We start from the raw sequence: 23,413 nt of genomic DNA on the forward strand, positions 1-23,413 counted from the left end.
TATTTTAATGATTTATGATGAGACAAAAGTATCCCGCATTAAAAACAAAAAATAGAATGAAATTTGCCTCTTTATAATTTTTGAAACTGTTTTGGCAGAAATCCTGTTTGCGTTTTAAAAGTCCTTATAAAATGGCTTTGATCTGAAAATCCGCATTCGAGCGCAATTTCGGTTAAATTATTCTCGCTGGATTGTATCAGCGAAAGCGAACGATTAATTTTTATACGACGCATATATTCGCCCAAAGTACAGCCAAAATATTTAGGGAAATGCTTTGAAATCGTAATAGGGTTGAGGTTTAAAACCAAAGCTAAATCCTGAAGATTTGGATTTTCGTTCCAGCAGTCGTTTAATAATTCATTTAGGCTTTTTACCCAAAACGGACTTTTCTCATATCGTTCCAAATGAGTATTGGCGTTCGATAACTGAGAAAACAACATTTTAATTGTATCGGCAGAAAAAGTATCGGCGGTAAGCGTTTCTTTAAAAATCTTTAAAATCAAAAACTTGGTAAAAGCTTCATTTTGAATTGATTTTTCGATAACAGCTTCGGAGATTTGAAGTTCCTTGAGCAGGTTTTCTTCAATTTCAATGTTTATGTTTCGGGAAGGAAAAAGCGTATTTTGGTTTAAATGCAGTTCGTCGCTGTGATAAAATAATAATGATCCCGCACCAACCGTTTCGCTGAAATTTTTCCTTTTCTCGGTCGTGCCGCCTTTTAAGAAAAGCGTTATATGTGCATTATTGTGCGAATGCCAGCCTTCGTAAACCTTGTTTTGGTATTCCGTTTCGACCACTGCAATTCCCTGCGCGGTATCAAAACTGTTTTTGGTATTACCTAAGTATTTCTCTTTTTCGAGTTCGTACATTTCGGGATTTGTTGCGTGGTATTTCAGGAACTAAAATACTATTTATTTAGAAACAAAAATCTAAAACTATTTTGATTCTACTGAATTAGTCGTTTTTATGTAATTTGTAAGATTTAAATGCTTAATAAAAACATTGTATAAAGATTAACTGTTAAATAATAGTTTTTTTACCGAATATTTAATTGTTTTGTAACAAAAATATAATACAGGCTACTAATTAGTCAACTATTTAAATCTTTATATTATGTATAAAAATACGATGAAATCAGTTTTTGCTGCATCTGCTTTTTTAGTGGGAGTAAGCGGCTGTTTTGCACAAGACATTTTGGTAAATTCATTAAAGTTAAATGCAAGTGATAAAAGTAAAGAAGCTTTTAAATTTACTGAAGTAGTTAACTTAGGAACTACATCTGTAAAAAACCAGGGTTCATCTGGAACTTGCTGGAGTTATGCTTCAAACTCGTTTTTAGAGTCAGAAATGATTCGTTTAGGAAAACAGCCTGTTGAGCTTTCTCAGGTTTTTTCGGCAAGAAACGTTTATGTAGAAAAAGGTATTAACTACGTTCGTATGCACGGAGCGGTTACTTTGGGCGACGGTGGTGCTTTGCATGATGTTACAAACATGTACAAAAAATACGGAGCTGTGCCTAGAGAAGTTTACACAGGATTAAACTACGGAACAGATAAAAATAAATTTGCCGAAATGGCAGCACTTATCGAAGGTGTTTTAGCAGCGGTGGTTAAAAATCCAAACGGAGAATTAACACCAAACTGGCAAAAAGCCTATGCTTCGGTTATTGATTCTTACTTAGGAAAAGTGCCAGAAAACTTTACTTACAAAGGAAAAAACTATACACCACAATCTTTTGCTAAAGAGGTAGTAGGAATTAATCCTGACGAATATGTAGAAATGTCATCTTTTACAACTTCTCCATACTACCAAAAAACAACTATGATGGTGCCGGACAACTGGTCATTTGATCAGGTTTACAACGTAAAAGTAAACGACATGACAGATGTTATCGACAATGCGTTGAAAAAAGGTTATACTGTAGCCTGGGCAACAGACGTAAGTGAGAAAAGCTTTAGCTGGAAAAACGGTGTGGCGTATGTACCAACAAAGAAATTTGACGAAATGACGGCTGAAGAAAAAGCAGATATGTTTAACGGACCAAAAGCTGAACCGGAAATTACTCCGGAAATGCGTCAGGCTGCGTTTGACAACTACACCACTACAGACGACCACGGAATGCACATTATTGGTCTTGCAAAAGATCAAACAGGAAAAGAATATTATATCGTAAAAAATTCTTGGGGAGAGACAAACGACTACAAAGGTTTCTTGTTTGTAACCAAAAATTTTGTAAAATATAAAACTACTGCCTTAATGGTAAACAAAGGTGGAATCCCAACGGATATTGCTAAGAAATTAGGGGTTTAAGAAGTTTAAGGTTTTTATAAAATAGAAAAGCGCTGTGATCTTTGGATTGCGGCGCTTTTTGCTTAAATTGAAATGCGTAAAAGAAATATTTTAAGTACAATTAATTTGATCGGGAGAAAATTATAAAAAAAATTATCTTTACTTAAAAGGATAATACAGTAAAAGTAATATTAAAATGGATAAAGATTGGTTTGTATTAGTTGAAAAATATACTGTACCTGGAGCTAGAGATAAGTTCGAAAAGATATGTGCAACACTATTTAAAGAATTACATCCTAATGAAAATGTTAGGATAGTAGAAGTTCATCAAGGTGATGGCGGTATAGATGTTTTTATTGGTAAGATTGGGGTGAAGCCAATTCACGTTATTCAGTGTAAATTTTTCCCAAAAGAATTTGCTGAATCTCAGAAACAGCAAATAAAAAGTTCTTTTAAATCTGCTATTGAATCAAAAGATTATAAATTATATAATTGGACATTGTGTATTGTCAATACATTAAATCTGAATCAAAATAAATGGTGGATAAAATGGAAGGATGAAACTTCTAAAACATATAATTTATCTGAAAATTTTATCAATTTGATAGATGGAGATGATTTGATTGATAAATTAAAAACTCATAATCTCTACAATTCAGCCTTTGAAAGGGAAGACTCAATTAAAATTCAAGATTTACATAATAGCATAATACAAAAAACATCAATAGAAGATATAAATACAAGTATTAGAAAAGCATCTTTGTTTTTAAGTAAAGTTAAAAATTATTTTGAGAAAGACCCTAAAACTCACATTCCGAGAAAAGAAACGGAAAAGATAATTAATTGGGTAAAAAATGATTTAGAATACCCGGAGAAAAATATTCTCATTCTTGAGGGAGAAAAAGGAATTGGGAAGTCAGTAATACTAAAAGATGTCTATGAAGAATTGATAAATGAGAATTATATTGTTCTCGGAATAAAAGCAGATGCATATTATGCAGTATCTCCCATAGAATTAGAAAATAAGCTTTTTATAAATCAGGACATATCCTTTTCTAAAATTATAAGAATATTTAAAGAAAACAAGAAAAATCTAATTGTTATTATTGACCAATTAGACGCACTTTCACAGACATTATCTTCAAGTAGAGAATATATTCAAACATACAACAGAATAATAAATGAATTAGTAGATGAAAAAAATGTTAGAGTAATTATTTCATCAAGATCTTATGATTTAAATTATGATGCAGAATTAAGTACTTACAAAACAAAAGAGTATGCTAATGTAAAGGCATCTTTTCTCGATGAAAGTGAAGTTATAAGTACTTTAAAGTTATTTAATATCACTTGTGGCTCAACAAAGGTAATTCAACTTTTAAGAACGCCTAATCATTTAGAAATATTTTGTAAACTACCGAACAAGAATAAAATAAATCTAAATACACTATCATCATTGAAAGATTTATATGATGAACTGTGGAATTCTTTAATAATTAACCAAGAAAACTTAAAACTAACCCAATTACTTTATAGTATTGCTGTTGATATGTATAAAAAACAGCAAATTATAGTTAATAAACAATTAATTGCTGGTCTTAATAAAGAATTGAGATATCTATTAAGCAATCAACTTCTTACTTTAGAAAATTCCAATATACAATTTTCACATCAAACTTTTTATGACTACTGTTTTGCAAGACAATTTGTTGAACTTAATAATGATATAAAAAAGTATATTAATGAAAATGATCAAAACTTAGAGATAAGATCGGTTATTAAAATGGTGTTTGAATACTTAAGAGAGTATGATCATCAAAACTATATTATATCAATAAAATCAATATTAAGATCATACAAATATAGATTTCATATCAAATCGCTAATAATTAGCAATATAGGTGTGTTAGAAAACCCTACTAATGAAGAAAAAGAACTTGTTGAAAAATACATTTTTAATAATGAAATGTATGAAGATATATTTACAAGTTCTGTCTTTTCAAAAAAATGGGTTGAATATCTAATTGACAGAAGGATACCGGAAAACTATCTATTTATAAAATCTCCTTTTATAAATAAGTTGTATTTAATCTATAAAAGACAATCTGTTTTTAACTTTGTTTTTTTTGAAAAGTTAAATGGTGAAAAAATAGTTGAATATAAAAAAAATACAATATGGTCAATTCTTAGAAACAATATAAATCATTCCCCTATAAAGATCATAACCTATTTAGATAAATTACCTTCTTTTTCGGATAAAAATAATTTTATAGAAAGAATAATAATAAACATTGATAATTGGAGCAATCCTGAACTGTTGCCATTTTTCCAAAAATATATTCATTTTAATAAGGAATCTGATAATGCTAGTTTTTGGTTTTATCAAATACTAGCCAAAGTATTTCAACATCATCCAATTTACGCTTTTCATTTAGTTAGGCCAATCTTCCTAGACATATTTAATGGGGATCTATTTTATGAAGATAAATTCTCACATGAAAAAGAAGAACTACTTAAGAAATTTTATATAATTAATCCAGAAGATACTTTTGTATTTATTTTAAAAATTTATATTGAAATCTTAGAAAACAATAAAGCAACTCCTTATAAACTTATTAACACGCCGTATTTTAAATGTTCCAAGTTTCATGATGAAATAAATATTAATTCAAAAGGGAGTAATGTTATAATGGAAGAATTTCTCGTGGAACATTTGTTAAATAAAAAACAAGATATTAGCTATATAAGAAATTTTATAAATAAACATAAAGAATCTAATTCTCTTTATATCATAAGAGTTTTGATTTTACTTTTAAAAGATCTTTATCTTGATTATAAAGATGAAACCTATAATTTGATAACAATTATTCATAAGAAAAACGGATTAAATACAATTGATGATTTACTACAATTATCCATTAGACAATTGATAGGATCTTCTTTTAATCTGTTCACAGATAATGAAAAGATAAAGATAATTGAAATAATTCTTTCCATAAAGAGCCCCTATGAGATGCCATATATGTATAATGATGAAACAGGAAGAAAAAGAGTGCATTTCCCAGGTTTCGGTAGAAAACAATATACATTTATCAGACAAATTTCATTAGAGGAAATTAAAAAACATTCTGATCTTAAAACAATATATCAAGAATTAGATAGAAGGTTTGGAGAAATTGACATTAATAAAGCCAGAGATGTTAGTTCATTTTCTTCTTACGGAGTTGGCCCTCCTTTAGCTCAAACTACATATAATAATATGGATTTGATTAGCTGGAAAAAGAGCATGCTAAAATTTGATGATAACTATAAAGAAGATCATGGCTCTCGTGGAGGAAAAACAGAACATTCTAGAGCTTTTAATGATATTGTAAAAAATAATCCTGAAAAATTCTATTTATTTATTTTTGAATTATTTAGAGACAAAAAGGTGTCTATAGACTATATTACATCAGGAATTGATGGTTTAATTGATGCCGCTTTTGATCCTGAAAAAGTTAAACTGCTGTGTAAAAAACTAATTAAATTAGAACTTGACAAATCAAGTACTATGCATGCGATTTGGCATTCTGATTATTTAATCAAATATCATTTAATAGATAAGGAATACATTAATTTTTTATGTCATATATCTTTGCATCATCCAAATCCTGAACAACCCATGAATGAGAGTGATCCAAGTTTTGATAGTTTAAATACTGTTAGAGGGGCTGCGATCCATAGAATCATCCAATGTTATGAATATAAAGAATTTGAAGATCTGATATTTGACACAATTGAAAAAGCTACTTATGATCCGCAAATTTCTGTAAGAGTAGCTGTAATTCAAAATTTAGCATTTTTAAATCATCTTGATTTAGAAAGAAGCTTTAAGATATTTAATGCATTAACTGAGAAAGAAGATATTCATCTTTTGAAAAATTCTTTTAGGGCATCCCAATACTTCGATGTCAAATTTCATTACCAAATGTATCCTTATTTTAACAAAATTATTAAAAATCCTGAATTACATAATAATGGGAATGTTATTGTTTTGGGCTGGTTAAATGATAAAATTAATGATAAAAAACTATACTTAAGATTTATAAATTCAAGTGATGAAGCGAAATTGTGTGCTTTAAAAATAGCTGAAGCAAATCTTTTTGAGGAAGAAAATAAAATAAATAATAAATCACTTGAGATTATTACAAAATTTTTAAATCAAAAAGATAAAAAATTCTCCAGTGCTTATTCAACTTTAATACTAAGAAAATTTAAAAGGCATAATTTTGAATTGTTTTATTCATTTTTACTTAAATACACAAAAAGTAGTTTATGTATTGATGAACCAATGTATTTGCTCGAGTTACTTCTTGAATGTGCAAAGGATTACCCGACAAAGTGTTTGGTTTTATTGAGTAATATGAATTTTGGAAGCATACCGAATATGCAAAATAGAGGATATTATGATAAAGAGCCTGTTAGGTTAATTTTAGCAATCTATTCAAAATTAAATGTTGATACTAAAAAAGACAAAAAAAATATTAAACAGATCAAAAAAGCTTTAGATGTTTTTGATTCAATGCTTAAACATAATCATTTAAGAATTTCTGCAAATAATGCAATTGAATTGACATTATAATCTTTATTGGTATTATTTATATTATAAAGGCAGTCTTTTTGGGCTGCCTTTGATATAAATATATATATATTCAAAAGAATCTTACTTCCCTTTCAAAAAATTCTCCAAATACTCAACTTTATCCTTCTCAGCCTGAACCAAACGCTCATAAAGTTCTACAACCTTATCAAGAGGATTAAAAGTACAGCTATAATTAAATGAAGAGGCATTATCATGATTATTAATCGTATTCCCAATAATATTTAAAACCGCTTCCTCAGAAAAATTTTTAATTCCTTCAGCAGAAACACCTAAAACTTCGGCAATTGCCTGAAGTTTTTCATCATCAATTGTTTCGCTGTTTTCAATAATCGAAATAGTCTGCTGGTTCGTTCCTAAAGCCTGCGCCAAAGCTTCCTGCTTCATATCGCGAAGTTCACGAATACGGCTTATTTTGCGTCCTATATGGTTGGGTTTTGTAAGTGTGCTCATAATTCAAAGATATTTAAAAATTCGTGAAAATGTATGGGTGTTGTAATTTACAAATGTGAATTTGTGCGATACATTTTCTGTTATTCGGGACAGCACAAAAATACAATTTTTCGCACAGCTTACTATTAAAAACTAAAATTATAAAGCAGCCGGCGGTTCTTCAAAAAGCAAATAATACACTTTATCGTTTTTCCAGGCAGTTTATAGTTAAAATAAATCATAACTCACACAAAATCAGTAAATTTATGTGATTTTTAATGCAGTACGAAATCCAAATCATCATGAAAAGGTATGCAGCATATTTTACTATTATCGCAAGTGTTTTTTCTGTAAGTAGTTTTGCCCAGACAAATTATACCATTATCGACGCAGATACTAAAAAAACAGCTTCAAAGTTTGATGACAAATCAGACGAAGATCTTATTATAGATTCTTATCTGGTTGTAGAAATAATCAATATGCCTTTTGGCAAGCGTACAACCAAATACGAAGTGTCTAAACTCGATATGGTGTATACAAACGATTTAGGGCCAAATAACACCAGAACCGTCACTCCATTATACAGAAAGAAAAAAGTAAGATCTGCGGGTAGTGTTGCACCAAAAGCAATAGCCGACGCCAATGTTGAGATTCAGCCCGTAGAAGTTGAGGTTACGGCTCCCGCATACACAGAGAAGTTCGTAAAAGTAGATATTATAGACACCTACGCCAATGTTTTAGACAAAGGCTACAAATCTGTAGATATGCTCAAAAAAGTCGCAGACAAGCGTTATTTTGAAAGCGATTACGAAGCCTCGGCAAAATACTACGCTGAGTTAATAACCCTCGATCCAGATTTAGAAGCCGTGTATTACTTTAGATACGTAGAATCCTTAAAGGCAATCAACCAAATGGATAAAGCCAATGAAGCCATGCTTTTATTTGAAAGTAAAAATGTTGGCAATGATGTAATGAAACACAGTAAAGTGGCAAGGAATTAAGATAGAGGTTGTAAAGCAGTACTTCAATGTTGCTTAATCATGTTTCTAATCCCAATTGAAGCTGCAAGAGGTAATAGGATTGGTTTTCTGGCGAAGTCAAATACTGATTAATGGCTTGTTGCTTCTATTTTCCAATTAACACTTCGTACTCTTTAGGTATTGTTACACCATTAAAATGGTTTGTCAATCCGTAGAATATTACAATTGTCAGGATAAAACCAAAAATCAGGATCCCAATTGATTGTCTTTTTGGTGACAAACCTAGAATAGTTTTCTCCATTTTTTTATTATGAATTGAAGCAACATGGCCAAAAAAGGACAGAATTGCGAGTCCGTAATAAGGTATGAAAAATAAGTTGAATGGAAATGAGTTTAATCCGGCGGCTCCAAAATAGAAGTTTGTATCAAGTTTTAAAAAAATTCGCCCACTAAAAACTGCACTCAAATGGATAATAAAAAAAATGGCTAAATATAGTCCTGTCCATATTTGCAGTTTATCGAAGGCAGAAATTGCTAATTTTTTATTTGTATTAAAAAGTTTCAGCCCAGATATAATTTGAAGAGCAACTGCTAATAATAAAATGGTCTCAACAAAAATATTACGATAAAAGATTCGTAAAGTATTCATCAGCTCAATATGATCCTGAGCGCCAAAAACACTAATAAAATGATTGAATAAATGTAGTCCAACAAAAAGTGTAATTGTTAGCCCCGATAGATAGTGAAGATTCTTTATCGTCATTTCTTTGGTCTGTTTATTTTTAAACTTTTTTTAAATATAATAAAGTTTTGCTTTTCATCTTTTTAGTATGTTTCTCGATTAGTAATGCTTGAGTTTTATATTCGCATGTTATTTTGAGAAATAGTTCCCAATCATTGGCGTTTGATGTAATTTATGAGATTCAGCATTTTTGTGAAATTCAATTCTGGTCGAAATCAGAAGTGAATCCAATACAAAACCGGTTAAGTTTATCCGAATGAAGAATGTAAACAATATTCATAAAAACTAAATTTAGGGCAAAAAAAAATACCACTTACAATTTGTAAGTGGTATTTAATAAGCTCCCCCTCTTGGGCTCGAACCAAGGACCCTCTGATTAACAGTCAGATGCTCTAACCAACTGAGCTAAGGAGGAATCACCTTAAAGGTAAATATGTTTGCTAAAAAAAGTTGCTCCCCCTCTTGGGCTCGAACCAAGGACCCTCTGATTAACAGTCAGATGCTCTAACCAACTGAGCTAAGGAGGAAGTTGTTGCTCTTTTTAGCGAGTGCAAATATAAAACTATTTTTAGTTTCTCAAAAACATTTTCACTCTTTTTTTGACTTTTTTTTACTTGCCTACAATTGCCTTGTAAATGTCGTTACCGTTAGCAAACAGTAGTAGTGAAATAAGTAAAACAAAACCAACCATTTGTGCGTTCTCTAGGAATTTATCGCTCGGTTTTTTGCCGCTGATAATTTCATATAATAAAAACATAACGTGACCGCCATCAAGTGCCGGAATTGGCAATAAATTCATAACTCCAAGCATAATCGACAATAAAGCTGTGATTGACCAGAACGTTTCCCAGCTCCAAAAACTAGGAAAAATGTTATAAATGGCAGCAAAACCACCTACTTGTTTGTAAGCTTTTGTTTCTGGATTAAAAATCATTTTCAATTGTTTTCCGTAACCTACTAGCTGATCTTTTCCTTTTTCAAGACCAACCGGAATAGATTCGAAGAAACCATATTCTTTTGTGCTTACTTTATAATAGCCTAATTTTTCTAAAGATTCCATTCCTAAACCACCAACACCAACACCAAGTTTTCCGGCATTAGAAACTTTTAAAGTAATAGGGGTTTCTTTTAAATCACGTAAAACAACAGCAGAAATTGATTTTCCTTTGTTCGCTTCTAAAATAGCTTTTGCTTCATCAAAATATTTAATTTTCTGCCCATTTAGGTTTACAATTAAATCTTTTGGTTTTAGAGCTGTATTTTCAGATTCCTCAGTGATTTTGCCTACAACAAACGGCATTCTAATACCCACTAATAAACCTTTTTCATGTTTAGATAACTGATCAACAAAATCAGTCGGCATTTTAATAGTCTGTTGTTCTCCGTTTCTTTCAACAAGAACCTGTTTTGCCATAATGATATTCATATTCATATCACTGTCAAAATTCTCTACTTTTTTTCCGTCAATAGAAATAATCTTGTCTCCGGTTTTAAATCCTGCTTTTATCATTGCAGGATTGTCTATTGCTACACCATCTTTTAAATCAGAGTTTGCAATATAAGTATCGCCGTAAGCAAATGCCATTCCTATATAAATGATAAACGCAAGAATAAAATTTACTGTAACACCGCCCAGCATAATAATTAAACGCTGCCAAGCAGGCTTAGAACGAAATTCCCACGGCTGTGGAGGAAGCGCCATTTGTTCTTTGTCCATACTTTCGTCGATCATTCCAGAGATTTTAACATAACCCCCAAGCGGTAACCATCCGATACCGTATTCAGTTTCACCGATTTTCTTTTTTAACAGCGAATATTTAACATCAAAAAATAAGTAAAATTTTTCAACTCTAGTTTTAAATAATTTGGCAGGAATAAAATGTCCTAATTCATGAAGAATAATAAGTAAAGATAAACTCAATAGAAATTGAGAGAGTTTGATAACTATATCCATTGTAAATTTTTAGTTCGTATTTAACGCACAAAAGTAGCGTTTTCTTATTTAATATAAGACCGCAAGATAATACTTAAGGTTTTAAATGTTTGTTAATAAATGTCCTTACTTTAAAATTAAGCAGAACTGATGTCTTGTCTATATAATTAGTATCTCATTCGAGAATAATGTTACAAATGTCTTATTTTGATATTTTAAAAACTTTTACAGTATGTTTTTTAATAAAAACAAGAATAAGTTTACAATAACGAAAACGTTCTCGAGAAAAATGATTTTGTTAAAATTTATTAGTTAACCATTTAAATTTTGAAATTATGAATTTAGAAAAATTGAATTTAGCTAAATGCTCTTGAATTACAAGAAGTAGAAGGAGGTCTCTCGATGACTACCTATTTAGTAGTAATGGGATGTTTACATTGTCGGAGGGCCACTAGGATTGGGCGCATTTGCACTGGGATATCATTTAAACTCATAAATTATAAGTCATGGAAAATTTAACAGAACTAACTCAAGATGAATTGGAAAATATTGATGGAGGTTTATTTGATGCCTTGTCATTTGGTTTAGCGGCTCTTTAGTGCTGCTATGAGCTTGGAGCAGCGTGTGCCGCTTATGATGATAGGCATAATTTATAATAATACACTTATGAAAGAGAGAGTAATTATTAAAATATGTTTTATAGTATTGCTTAGTGCTATTTTTTGCTACTATCTAGGCAGTGAATGTGCTAAGTATGATTTAAAACATTCGTCTATTAAATAGAAACTTTAACATTTTAACAGATACTAAGCTATTGTCAAAAATAGCTTAGTATATAATATTATTCAAAATGGAAAAAATATCATTTGAAAAGTCGTTAATTTTTTTCGTATCTCTTTTAATTGCGAGTAATACAGGGTTTTATATTTTAGGAAAAACTATGGCATCGCAAAGTGAAAAAGCCGAATTATTTTCAACGCCATTACTAATCGCAATTGGGTTATTCATATCGGTAGGAATGTTTACAGTTTTTAGAAAAAAAAAATTTAAATAATTGTTTATGAAGAAAGTATTCCTGTTTCTTTTAACCTTTTTGTATTTTCTATTACTTTAATTATTAGAAAATATCCCGAAAATCATTTTTGTTCATTTTTATCTGGTGTTTTAGGAGCACTTGGAATTGCTTTTTTTATGTTTATGATTACTAAAAGGAACAATTTTAAAAATAGATAATATTGTAAATACAATATTATTTGTTCTCTTCTTCCCTGGATATTTCACTGCCTCTTAGCAACATTAATTTTTTAGTTTTTTAATTAGTAGTTAAAGTCACTGCATTATTCGTTGGAAAAACGATAATAGTTATAGCACATCGTTTAAGTACAATCGCAAATGCTGATACAATATTAGTTATGAAAAATGGAGAAATTATTGAATCAGGAAATCATTTAGAATTGTTGGAACAAAAATCAGAATATTATAATTTATGGAATAAACAGAATTTGCTTTAAATGTTTGTTAATTAATAAACATTTCAATTTCTCGTTTTAGCAAGATGCCGTAACTTTACTTTTTATAAAGGCTCCTATTTTTAATTGGCAGCATTAATCTATTAAAAGTTACAAGTATGGCTTCACAATTATTTTCTCCCTTAACTTTAAAAAGCATCACCTTAAAAAATAGAATCGTTATTTCGCCAATGTGCCAATACTCTGCCGTTGACGGATTTGCAAACGACTGGCATCTGGTTCACTTAGGAAGCCGTGCAAGCGGAGGCGTGGGTTTAATTATTCAGGAAGCAACTGCAGTTTCTCCTGAAGCCAGAATTTCTCCTTCAGACCTTGGAATCTGGAAAGACGAACACATCGAAAAACTAAAACAAATCAACGAATTTATTGTTTCTCAAAATTCAGTTCCCGGAATTCAGCTGGCACATGCCGGAAGAAAAGCAAGTGTTTCGGCTCCGTGGCTTGGAAATAAAAAGTTAGATTTTGCTCAAGGCGGATGGCAGACTGTTGCCCCAAGTGCGATTCCGTATCACGAAGGAGAACCTTTTCTTCCCGAAGCTTTAGATAAAAACGGAATCCAAAAAATAATTACTGATTTTATAAACGCAACAAAAAGGGCCGTTGAAGCAGGATATAAAGTGCTGGAAATTCACGGTGCGCACGGTTATTTACTGCACCAGTTTTTATCGCCATTGACCAATATAAGAACAGACGAATATGGCGGAAGTTTTAAAAACCGAATTCGCTTTACGCTCGAAATTCTGGAAGCAGTTCAAACCGAATGGCCTTCAGATTTACCTTTAATCGTTAGAATTTCAGCCACAGACTGGGCAGAAAACGGATGGAATCCAGAAGAATCTGTAAAGCTTTCTAAAATTCTAAAAGAAAAAGGAGTGGATTTAATCGATGTTTCGTCTGGCGGATTGGTTTCGCATCAAAAAATCGAAATTGGCCCGGGTTATCAGGTTTCTTTCGCAGAAAAAATCAAAAAAGAAGCCAATATTTTGACAGGCGCGGTAGGTTTAATTACCGAAGCAAAACAAGCCGAAGAAATTTTGAAAAACAATCAGGCAGATTTAATTTTGTTTGCCAGAGAATCGTTGAGAAATCCAAATTTACCGTTAGATTTCGCTAAAGAATTAGGCAGCGATATTCAATGGCCAAAACAATATGAAAGAGCAAAGCTATAATTTTTTATTAGCCACAGATTGCACAGATTAAAGTGATTTTTTTTAGTTTTTTTGCTACGAATTTCACTAATTTACACGAATTATTTTAAGCTTTTGAACGCACTGATTTGTGTAAATTAGTGAAATTCGTGGCAAAAGAAAATCCTTTCTAATCACATTAATCTGTGGCAAAAAAACTAAATACAAAATGAAAAAAATAAAAACAGCACTATTATCATACGGAATGTCGGGGAAGGTTTTTCATGCCCCTTTTTTAGATATTCACCCGGGTTTTGAGTTATTAGGATCTTGGGAAAGAAGCAAAAAACTCATTCAGGAAGATTATCCAGATGTAAAAAGCTATTCTTCAATCGACGATTTATTAACGGATGATGTTGATCTTGTAATTGTAAACACGCCGGTTGGAACGCATTACGAATACGCTAAAAAAGTACTTTTGGCAGGAAAACACGCCGTTGTAGAAAAAGCTTTCACCACAACCGTTTCTGAAGCTCAGGAGTTAGCCAAAATAGCAGAAGAAAAAGGAGTAAAACTAGCCGTTTTTCAAAATAGAAGATGGGACAGCGATTTTAAAACTGTTCAAAAAATAATTAACGACGGAGTTTTAGGAGAAATAGTAGAAGCTGAAATTCATTTCGACAGATACAATCCATTATTGAGTCCAAAAGCACACAAAGAAACAGTAAACGACGGTGCCGGAGTTTTAAAAGATTTAGGACCGCATATTATCGATCAGGCCGTTTGTTTATTTGGTTCGCCAAAGTCGGTTTTTGGAGATATCAGAATCACAAGAGAAAATTCATTAGTCGATGACTGGATCGATTTATTGTTGATTTATGAAGATTTCAGAGTCCGTTTAAAAGCAGGTTTTTTTGTTAGAGAAGCAAATCCAGCGTATACCGTTCACGGAAAAAAAGGTTCTTTTTTAAAACCTCGCGGAGACGTTCAGGAAGATGAATTGAAAATTGGAAAGAAACCAAATTTAGAATTATGGGGAACAGAATCTGAAGACTTAAAGGGAATCCTGCATACCGAAATTAACGGAAAAGTGGTTCGTGAAAAAGTACCGACACTTCAAGGGAATTATTTCTCATTTTTTGACGGTGTTTTCAATTCTATCACAAATGATGTTGCAGAACCAGTTACTGCACATGACGGCGTAAAAGTAATGCAGATTATCGAAGCGGCCATTGCAAGTAATGCACAGCGAACTGTAATTAATTTATAGCGAACTGTCTCACAGATTTTACAGATAGAACAGGTTTACGCTGGTTTGATCTTATAATTTGTGTCTAAATATATAACGACCGATTGTAGAGACGCACAGCAGTGCGTCTTTTTTTATGCGTAAAATTAAAAATAGCATATGTGCGAACCTTGTTTAATCTGTAAAACTTTTGACCCCAAAAACCGTAAAAGTTTGCGTGCAAAACCAAGCAATTTATAAACAATAACGTTGTAAATAAACGAACAATTTGTACTTTTAAGTAAATATGCTGCTTTTTTGTAATTTTATAACATAATCCCGTAAATACATTATTTTGATAAACTTCAATCCGTTACAACTTTTTCAGACAAAAGGAAAAATCAAGAAAGTTTTTAGAGAAGCAAAAGCTTCTTATTTAAACAGGATTCGTTTTGCCGTTGGAATGTTTTATTTCGGAATGGGATTAAGTTTTGCAACATGGGCAAGCAGGATTCCGGATATAAAAACCGCTTTACATTTAACCGAAGGTGATTTGGGTTCCATACTTTTTGCTTTGCCAATGGGACAATTAATTGTTATGCCTTTTTCGGGAAAAATGGTAACGAAATTTGGAAGCCATCGCATTTTGGTTTTCTCTCTAATAATGTATGTTTTGTGTCTGGCTAATTTAGGTTTGGCCACAACTGGTTTACAGTTATCCGTTGGATTGTTTTTGTTTGGTTTATTCGGAAATCTGGCAAATATTGCCGTAAACACACAAGGCGTTTATACCGAAGTACTTTTCAAAAAAACAATAATGTCTTCTTTTCACGGAATGTGGAGTTTTGCCGGATTCACAGGAGCATTAGTTGGTTTAGGAATGCTGGCTTTAAACTTATCGCCCTTACATCATTTCCTTATAGTGGGCGGAATTGTATTAGTAATGATTGTTTTTAATTTTAATTTTTTAATTAGAGCCAAAGAGAAAATCAAACATAATAACGAGAAGAAAAAAATGTTTACAAAACCAGACAGCGCTTTAATCTGGCTGGGTGTAATTGGATTTTGCAGTATGGCCAGCGAAGGTGTAATGTTTGACTGGAGCGGTGTTTATTTTAAAGATATTGTACAAGCTCCGGGACCTTTGGTAGTTTTAGGATATACTTCATTTATGATTATGATGGCCGGAGGAAGATTTCTGGGAGACGGATTAATCAATAAATTTGGACGTGAACGTGTTATGCAGATCAGCGGTGTTATGATTTCTGTTGGGCTTTTTACAGCAGTTTTTCTTCCTTATATCATTCCGTGTACAATTGCATTTATGGCAGTTGGTTTGGGCGTTGCAACTATCGTACCCACTGTTTATAGTTTAGCAGGAAAAAACCCGACTGTTCCGGCTGGTGAAGCTTTAACTATAGTTTCAAGCGTAAGTTTCTTAGGGTTTTTAATGGGACCGCCTGTAATTGGACACATTGCTCAAAACTTTGGACTTCAGTTTTCTTTTGCTTTTATAGGAATCTTTGGAGTTCTGATCGCTTTTATGGTTTCTAAAATTAGAACAACCACATAAATTTTATTGAGTGAACAGATTAAACGGATTTACTCTGCATGTTTTTAAACTTAATAATACAACACATTATTTTTTTGTAAGAATTTATTTTCTTTTATAATAATTTTTCTATATTTGAAACTTCTATCGTTTGTATTGTAAACGAGACAAAACTTTTTTCCAAAAACCAATTTTATCTTTTGAATAGGATGAATATCCAAAAATAATTTTCAAAGTAAATTGGAATTTTAATGGTTAAAAAATACGCGGTCTTCCTTATTTTATGGTCTTTTAATCTGGCATTTGCACAGCAGGAAATAACAATTACAGGAATTGTTATTGATGCACGAACGCAAAACCCGCTGGGAAATGTAGTAGCGACTATACAAAACACAGCAGTAATGCAGCTTACATCCAAAAAAGGAAAATTTGAGCTTCATGTATTTCCAACAAAAGAAAAATTGCTTTTGCTGAGAAGTCAGGGCTACAAAGATTTACTTTTAAAACTTCAATATGATTCAGGACAAAATATAAATCTTGGTGTTTTACAATTAGAAGACACCTATACAGATGAAGTTCCTGCTGCATTGATTACTTTATCAGACAATGATTTTTCTGATGATAACAGCTCTTCCGAAATGACATCGGGTTTATTGCAGTCTTCAAGAGATGCTTTCATGCAGGCTTCTGCATTTAATTGGGGTCAGGCCCGATTTAGAATGCGCGGTCTCGACAGCGAAAACGGAACGATGATGCTCAACGGTTTGACCATGAACAAAATCTACGATGGCAGACCGCAATGGAACAATTGGGGCGGATTAAATAATGTACTTCGTAATCAGGAATTTTCAGTAGGAAACGCTGCTTCAAATTATACTTTTGGCGGTGTTTTAGGAACGCAGCAAATATTTACGCGAGCGTCTTCATATAGAAAAGGCACACAGCTTACCTTTTCAGGAAGTAATACAACTTACACTTTGCGTGCTATAGGAACGTATGCTTCCGGAATGAGTACTTCGGGCTGGGCTTATGTCGTTTCCGCAGGCAAAAGATGGGCAGATGAAGGCTATTTTGAAGGAACCAATTTCAATGCCGATTCCTTTTTTATGAGTGTTGAAAAGAAACTGAGTAACAAACATTCACTCAATTTTACCGGATTTTACACGCCAAATTCCCGCGGGAAAAATTCTCCAAATACAAATGAAGTCACAGCTTTAATGGGCGAAAAATACAATTCATACTGGGGATTTCAAAATGGGAAAAAGCGAAATTCAAGAATAAAAACAGTCGAAGAACCTTTGTTCATGCTGAATCATTATTTTAAAATAGATGAAAAAACAAATCTGAATTCGGGCGTAATGTATCAATTTGGAAAAGTAGGAAACAGCAATATTGATTATCAAAATGCTGATAGTCCAGATCCGGTTTATTATAGAAAAATGCCAAGTTATTTTAGCTCGCTTTATGCAAAAGACAAAGGAGAATTTTCAGGTGAATTTACTCCAGATTATGAAAATGCAGAGAAAAGCAGAACCACATTTTTAGCTAATTCCCAAATAGATTGGAATTCTATGTATCTCGCAAATCAAAAAACAGGTCAAAATGGTTATGAGCCGGCACAAAGCCATTATATTTTATATGAAGACAGAACTGACGATAAAACCTTTGCGGCAAATTCTAACTTAAATACCGGGCTTACTCCAAATATTTCTTTTGATGGGGGAATTACCTATAAAAATTTAAAATCGCATAATTTTCAATATTTACTGGATCTTCTTGGCGGAAAATATTTCGAGGATATTGATCCGTTTTATAAAGGAGATCTTTCACAATCTGATTTGCAAAATCCAAACAGACAGGTAAAAGAAGGAGACATTTACGGTTATAATTATAACTTTTTAGCCAATACAATCGACGCATTTACCCAGTTTAAATTTTCATATAATAAAACTGAATTTTATTTGGCACAATCCTATTCCATGTCGAATTACCAAAGAGAGGGTTTGTATGAAAACGGACTTTATCCAACGGCATCTTTAGGAAAAAGTGAGAAAGTAAACTTTGAAAACTTTGGCTTTAAAGGCGGTTTCACTTATAAAATTTCAGGTAAACAATGGTTCTTTTTTAATGCAGCACATTTAACGAGAGCACCTTCACTTCGAAATACATTTTCGAATTCACGCTTGAATAATAATGTAGTAAACGGAATTGAAAGTGAAAACATAAGTAGTGCCGAAGCAAATTATGTATATAGTTCTCCAAAACTTAAATTGAGATTAACGGCTTATTACACCTTAATTAAAAATACTTCCAAAACTTCGTTTTTCTATGCCGAAGGAATTTTCGATAATGGAGCCGGATATGATCCAACAGATGCTTTTGTAAGTCAGACTCTAACGAAATTAGACAAGAAAAATACTGGAGCTGAATTGAGTTTTGAATATCAAATGTCGACCACATTAAAAACGACTTTAAGTGCGGCTTATGGAAATTATATCTACAACAGCAATCCAAATGTTTCAATTACAAATGATGCCAATGCGGCAAAAGAAGGAGCCCAGACTACTTTTAATTTCGGTCAAGCCTATCTTAAAAATTACAAACAATCCGGAACACCTCAAAACGCAGTTTCATTGGGTTTAGAATATCGTGATCCTAAATTTTGGTGGATTGGAACCAATATTAATTATTTGACAGACAATTATATTGATGTTTCACCCATTTCAAGAACAGCACAATTCTACATTAATCCTGCAAACGGATTTCCTTTTCCCGAAGCAGCTTCTGAAAAAGGAAATGAATTATTAAAACAAGAGAAATTTGATCCTGTCACGTTATTAAATATCAATGGAGGAAAATCTTGGCGAATTCATAAAAAGTACATCGGGCTTTTTGCCAGCGTTAATAATGTATTGAATTCAGTATATAAAACCGGTGGTTTTGAGCAGGCGAGAAATGCCAATTTCAGAGCTTTAAATCAAGATGTTTCAAGTGGAACTCCTTCATTTGGTCCAAAATATTATTACGGTTACGGAAGAACTTATTTTTTAAATCTTACAATCGGGTTATAAATCGAAACTTAATTTTTCATGAAAAACATCACATTAAATTTATTTTTTGGAATATCATTATTAGTTATCTACAGCTGCAGTAATGAAATCGAAACGCCAAAATTAGGCTGTACCCAACCCGATTTTAAAGTCAATAAAACGGTTGAGAAAGTATATGAACTTTCGGGAACTACTGCAAAGCAATATTTATACGATGATATAATAGAAGCATATGTCGTTTCCAGCGATGAAGGCGGGAATTTTTTCAAAAGCATTTCACTGCAGACTAAAGCTTCTGCTAAAACTCCCGCAATTGGCTTTAGTATTCCGGTTGATGCATCCAATACATATATAGATTATCGGGTTGGGAATAAAGTATATGTCAAACTTAAAAATCAATTTACAGATTTGTATTACGGCGGATTAAGAATTGGAAGTTTATATGTGAGTAATGCCGGAGATCCAACAGTGGGCAGAATTTCTCAAAACGAATATAAGAACGTATTAAATGCATCATGTACCAGTATTGATGAAAATGAATTAGTCCAGTCTCTTTCTGTAGAAGAGGCACTTACTGATAATAAGTTAAACACACTAATTGAGCTCAATGATGTCGAATTTACTGAAGCGGCATTAGGGCGTCATTATTTTGAAGAATCAAATAATGTTGGAGGATCAACAAATTGGTATTTGAGAGATAAAACCGGAAATCAAGTTATTTTTAGAACCAGCAGTTATGCAAAATTTGCCGATCATTTTGTACCAGAAGGAAGCGGAAAAGCAAAAGGAATTCTAACAAAGTTTGGCACTGATTATCAGTTTATGGTTAGATATGAAAGTGATATTGTAATGAATGGAAAAAGAAATGTGCCGTTTTTTGCAGAAGATTTCCAATCGGTCAAAAACAATGTAAATTTTGCTCTGCCAGGCTGGAGTAATATTGTAGAAAAAGCGGCAAAACTATGGAAAAGCATGGTGTATGCCGGGAATGGTTATGCCGAATTTAATACCACAAGTACAACCGCCGCAGAAAACATTGCCTGGCTCGTTTCTCCTAAAATTAATTTGACGGGTTATAAAAATGCGGTACTTTCTTTTAGAAGTGCACAACACGATTTAAAGGTCGATTCACCATTAAACACACTAGAAATTTATGTTTCAACTAATTTTGACGGTTCAAGTGTGACCAAAGCAAAATGGACAAAATTGGAAGCAAAAGTTCCAACGCTTTCGAATCCTGCACGTGAATTTATGAGTTCCGGAGGAATAGATTTATCTGCTTATTCAGGAAATATAAATATCGGTTTTAGATATGTGGGTTCAGGTAAAGATAAAACGCTAAATGGGGCATTTATGGTTGATGATATTAAAATTTTTGGAGAGAAGTAAGAATTATGTTTGTAAAATGTTGATTATTAGTTTGCAAGAAATGATTTAGCGTTTTTTTAAACTTAAAAGTGTTAATTTCTGACAGAATTTTGTATTTTGGTCATCCCAAATCAATACAAAAACAACATGAAAACCTACTTTATTGCCATCCTAATGATGGTGTTTCCATTCTTGATGCAAAGTCAGGACAACGTTAGATTAAAGCAGATCAACATTGTAAAAACAAATTACCAAAACTCTAAAGACGGCGAAATTGTTAATAAAACAATGGTTTTTAAAGATGGTAAACTTCAAACAATCACAACGTCAGATGTTGTTCAGCATTTCTATTACAACAAAAATGGATTACTGGATATGACGGTAAAAGACAAAATAGGAAGCGACTGGAAAGAAGTAATCAATTACACGTACGACGCGGATAATAATATTACTAAATTTGTAAAAAAATATCAGGAAGGGCCAAACTATATCACTAAAGTGGTTTCATTTGTTTATGAAGGAGCAAGGGTAAAAGTAACAACTAAAAAGAGTACCAATCACCAGAATTTAGTTGATGATATCGAATATCTGGTTGAAAACGGAATCATTGTAAGACGTACTTCACGCGATAGAAATAAAGCAATTATAGGAAAACTAGAATACGTTTATGTAAACGATAATGTATCTCGACACAAAGGATTGGTAGGCGACAAAATCTCTAAATCATATACATATGATGATAAAAAATCAGTAGATCAGTTAATCGTTCAAAATCTTTTTGGAGATAATTATAAAGTAATTGTGCCTATGATTTCATATCATGAAGATGAATTTGCATTTGAATCAATTTCATACAATAACGAAATGAATTTCAGTCCCTCATCTACAGCTTTGGTTGCGGTAAGCAGAAAATTCAAATACAATAAATTAAATTTCCCAATTTCTTGTTCTCAAATTGAAGAGAACGGAATTGTTAAAACAGAAAAAACATTTATTTACGAATAATTGCTTTTTTAGAAAAATACTCTAAACCATTTATAAAATCAAGTTAATTACTGATTTATAAATGGTTTATTTTTTTAAAATAGGATTTAAAATTGAAATTCTATAATTATAGTAGTTTACAAATGATTAAATTTGTAGCCTTATTTTAAGATATGTTAGAGAAAGAAGTTATAAATTTTGAGAAAACAGCCATAGTAGGTATTGTAACTCAAAATCAGAGTGAGGAAAAACTTAATGAATATTTAGACGAATTAGAATTTTTGACTTATACCGCAGGCGGTGAGGTCATTAAACGTTTTTCGCAAAAAATGGAACGCCCTAACCCAAAGACTTTTGTAGGGACGGGTAAGATAGACGAAATCAACCTTTTTGTAAAAGAGAACGGAATATCGACTTTGATTTTTGATGATGAATTATCACCATCACAGCAAAAAAATATTTCAAGAATTATAGATTGTAAAATTCTTGACAGAACGAATTTAATTCTGGATATTTTTGCTCAAAGAGCCGAAACTTCATATGCAAGGACACAGGTAGAACTGGCGCAGTGTATTTATTTGCTGCCAAGACTTTCTGGTTTATGGACGCACCTTGAACGTCAAAAAGGAGGTATTGGTATGCGTGGTCCAGGTGAAACGGAGATCGAAACGGATAGACGTATTGTTCGTGACCGAATTTCGTTATTGAAAGATAAAATCAAAACGATCGATAAACAAATGAGTATTCAGCGCAGCAATCGTGGCTCTATGGTTCGCGTGGCGTTGGTTGGATATACGAATGTTGGAAAATCGACCTTGATGAATGCTATTGGGAAAAGTGAAGTTTTTGTTGAGAATAAATTATTTGCAACTTTAGATACAACGGTTCGAAAAGTAGTGATTAAAAACTTGCCATTTTTACTTTCAGATACGGTTGGATTTATTCGAAAACTGCCAACACAATTGGTTGATTCGTTTAAAAGTACGCTGGATGAGGTTCGCGAAGCCGATTTACTTTTACACGTTGTTGATATTTCGCATCCTGATTTTGAAGATCATATTGAATCTGTAAATCAGATTTTGTTAGAAATCAAAAGTAATGACAAACCAACTATTATGGTTTTCAATAAAATTGATGCTTATAAGCATTTGACGATTGATGAAGATGATTTGATTACTGAAAAAACCAGAAGACATTATACTTTAGAAGAGTGGAAACAAACCTGGATGAGTAATGTTGGTCATGATAAAGCATTGTTTATTTCGGCAACAGAAAAAGAAAATTTCGAAGAATTTAGAGAAACAGTTTATGAAGCGGTTCGTCAGATTCACATAACAAGATTCCCATACAATAAATTTTTATATCCTGATTATAAGGATGCCGTTGAAAAAGAAGAAGAACAAGATGAAGAATAAATAAAATTTTTACCGCAAAGAGCGCAAAAATTTTTACATGTAGTATTCAAAAAATAAAAAGTTCGCAAAGCTAAATCTTCATGAAGCTTTGCGAACTTTGTGTTTATATAAAAAACTTAGCGGTAAAATTAAGCAGTTTCAACTT

16 protein-coding genes and 2 tRNA genes are annotated in these 23,413 nt (G+C 32.0%); 12 read left to right on the forward strand and 6 right to left on the reverse strand.

Translation table 11 applies throughout. The features are described from left to right. Positions 1-71 precede the first annotated feature (71 nt). Positions 72-869 (reverse strand): AraC family transcriptional regulator, encoded by a 798-nt coding sequence (locus L1276_RS08215; protein ID WP_253786706.1) that lies wholly within the window; start codon positions 867-869, stop codon positions 72-74. 244 nt (positions 870-1,113) lie between these two features. Between L1276_RS08215 and L1276_RS08220 the strand changes: the two genes are divergently transcribed. Both L1276_RS08220 and L1276_RS08225 read left to right on the forward strand, forming a co-directional pair. After that, complete coding sequence (locus L1276_RS08220; protein ID WP_253786708.1) at positions 1,114-2,310, forward strand: aminopeptidase C; 1,197 nt, start codon at positions 1,114-1,116, stop codon at positions 2,308-2,310. 175 nt (positions 2,311-2,485) lie between these two features. Further along, complete coding sequence (locus L1276_RS08225) at positions 2,486-6,910, forward strand: AAA family ATPase (RefSeq protein WP_253786710.1); 4,425 nt, start codon at positions 2,486-2,488, stop codon at positions 6,908-6,910. An 81-nt stretch (positions 6,911-6,991) separates the two neighbouring features. Here the strand turns inward: L1276_RS08225 and L1276_RS08230 are convergent, their stop codons facing one another. Then, positions 6,992-7,381: a helix-turn-helix domain-containing protein gene (locus L1276_RS08230; RefSeq protein WP_253786712.1), complete on the reverse strand. Its 390-nt coding sequence runs from the start codon at positions 7,379-7,381 to the stop codon at positions 6,992-6,994. 281 nt (positions 7,382-7,662) lie between these two features. Between L1276_RS08230 and L1276_RS08235 the strand changes: the two genes are divergently transcribed. Further along, positions 7,663-8,361 carry a hypothetical protein gene (locus tag L1276_RS08235; protein ID WP_253786714.1) on the forward strand — a complete coding sequence of 233 codons (699 nt, stop codon included), beginning with the start codon at positions 7,663-7,665 and terminating at the stop codon, positions 8,359-8,361. A gap of 124 nt (positions 8,362-8,485) precedes the next feature. On the opposite strand, the gene L1276_RS08240 is transcribed toward L1276_RS08235, so the two are convergent. From L1276_RS08240 to rseP, 4 genes are all read right to left on the reverse strand, one after another. Next, positions 8,486-9,103 carry a hypothetical protein gene (locus tag L1276_RS08240; protein WP_253786716.1) on the reverse strand — a complete coding sequence of 206 codons (618 nt, stop codon included), beginning with the start codon at positions 9,101-9,103 and terminating at the stop codon, positions 8,486-8,488. A 320-nt stretch (positions 9,104-9,423) separates the two neighbouring features. After that, a tRNA-Asn gene (locus L1276_RS08245) sits at positions 9,424-9,497 on the reverse strand. A 38-nt stretch (positions 9,498-9,535) separates the two neighbouring features. Continuing rightward, a tRNA-Asn gene (locus L1276_RS08250) sits at positions 9,536-9,609 on the reverse strand. Between the two features lie 83 nt (positions 9,610-9,692). Further along, a complete protein-coding gene (rseP, locus tag L1276_RS08255; protein ID WP_253786718.1) occupies positions 9,693-11,036 on the reverse strand; it encodes an RIP metalloprotease RseP in 1,344 nt (447 codons plus the stop codon). 485 nt (positions 11,037-11,521) lie between these two features. Here rseP and L1276_RS08260 point away from each other — a divergent pair, with 485 nt between their 5' ends. From L1276_RS08260 to hflX, 9 genes are all read left to right on the forward strand, one after another. Beyond that, positions 11,522-11,614 carry a bacteriocin gene (locus L1276_RS08260; RefSeq protein ID WP_253786720.1) on the forward strand — a complete coding sequence of 31 codons (93 nt, stop codon included), beginning with the start codon at positions 11,522-11,524 and terminating at the stop codon, positions 11,612-11,614. Between the two features lie 251 nt (positions 11,615-11,865). After that, the gene (locus L1276_RS08265) at positions 11,866-12,069 is read left to right on the forward strand and encodes a hypothetical protein (protein ID WP_253786722.1); all 204 of its coding nucleotides are present in this window, start codon (positions 11,866-11,868) and stop codon (positions 12,067-12,069) included. Positions 12,070-12,642: 573 nt separating this feature from the next. Beyond that, positions 12,643-13,713 (forward strand): NADPH dehydrogenase NamA, encoded by a 1,071-nt coding sequence (gene namA, locus L1276_RS08275; RefSeq protein ID WP_253786724.1) that lies wholly within the window; start codon positions 12,643-12,645, stop codon positions 13,711-13,713. A gap of 187 nt (positions 13,714-13,900) precedes the next feature. Continuing rightward, positions 13,901-14,941: a Gfo/Idh/MocA family oxidoreductase gene (locus L1276_RS08280; protein ID WP_253786726.1), complete on the forward strand. Its 1,041-nt coding sequence runs from the start codon at positions 13,901-13,903 to the stop codon at positions 14,939-14,941. A gap of 313 nt (positions 14,942-15,254) precedes the next feature. After that, positions 15,255-16,472, forward strand: coding sequence for an MFS transporter (locus tag L1276_RS08285; RefSeq protein ID WP_253786728.1), 1,218 nt, complete (start codon positions 15,255-15,257; stop codon positions 16,470-16,472). A gap of 230 nt (positions 16,473-16,702) precedes the next feature. Then, positions 16,703-19,522 (forward strand): TonB-dependent receptor, encoded by a 2,820-nt coding sequence (locus L1276_RS08290; protein WP_253786730.1) that lies wholly within the window; start codon positions 16,703-16,705, stop codon positions 19,520-19,522. Between the two features lie 18 nt (positions 19,523-19,540). Next, positions 19,541-20,890: a DUF5689 domain-containing protein gene (locus tag L1276_RS08295; protein ID WP_253786732.1), complete on the forward strand. Its 1,350-nt coding sequence runs from the start codon at positions 19,541-19,543 to the stop codon at positions 20,888-20,890. A 126-nt stretch (positions 20,891-21,016) separates the two neighbouring features. Next, complete coding sequence (locus L1276_RS08300) at positions 21,017-21,874, forward strand: hypothetical protein (protein WP_253786734.1); 858 nt, start codon at positions 21,017-21,019, stop codon at positions 21,872-21,874. Between the two features lie 152 nt (positions 21,875-22,026). Further along, positions 22,027-23,268 carry a GTPase HflX gene (gene hflX, locus L1276_RS08305; RefSeq protein WP_253786736.1) on the forward strand — a complete coding sequence of 414 codons (1,242 nt, stop codon included), beginning with the start codon at positions 22,027-22,029 and terminating at the stop codon, positions 23,266-23,268. Positions 23,269-23,413 lie beyond the last annotated feature (145 nt).

Source organism: Flavobacterium sp. HSC-32F16, from assembly GCF_024171645.1.
GTDB lineage: Bacteria > Bacteroidota > Bacteroidia > Flavobacteriales > Flavobacteriaceae > Flavobacterium.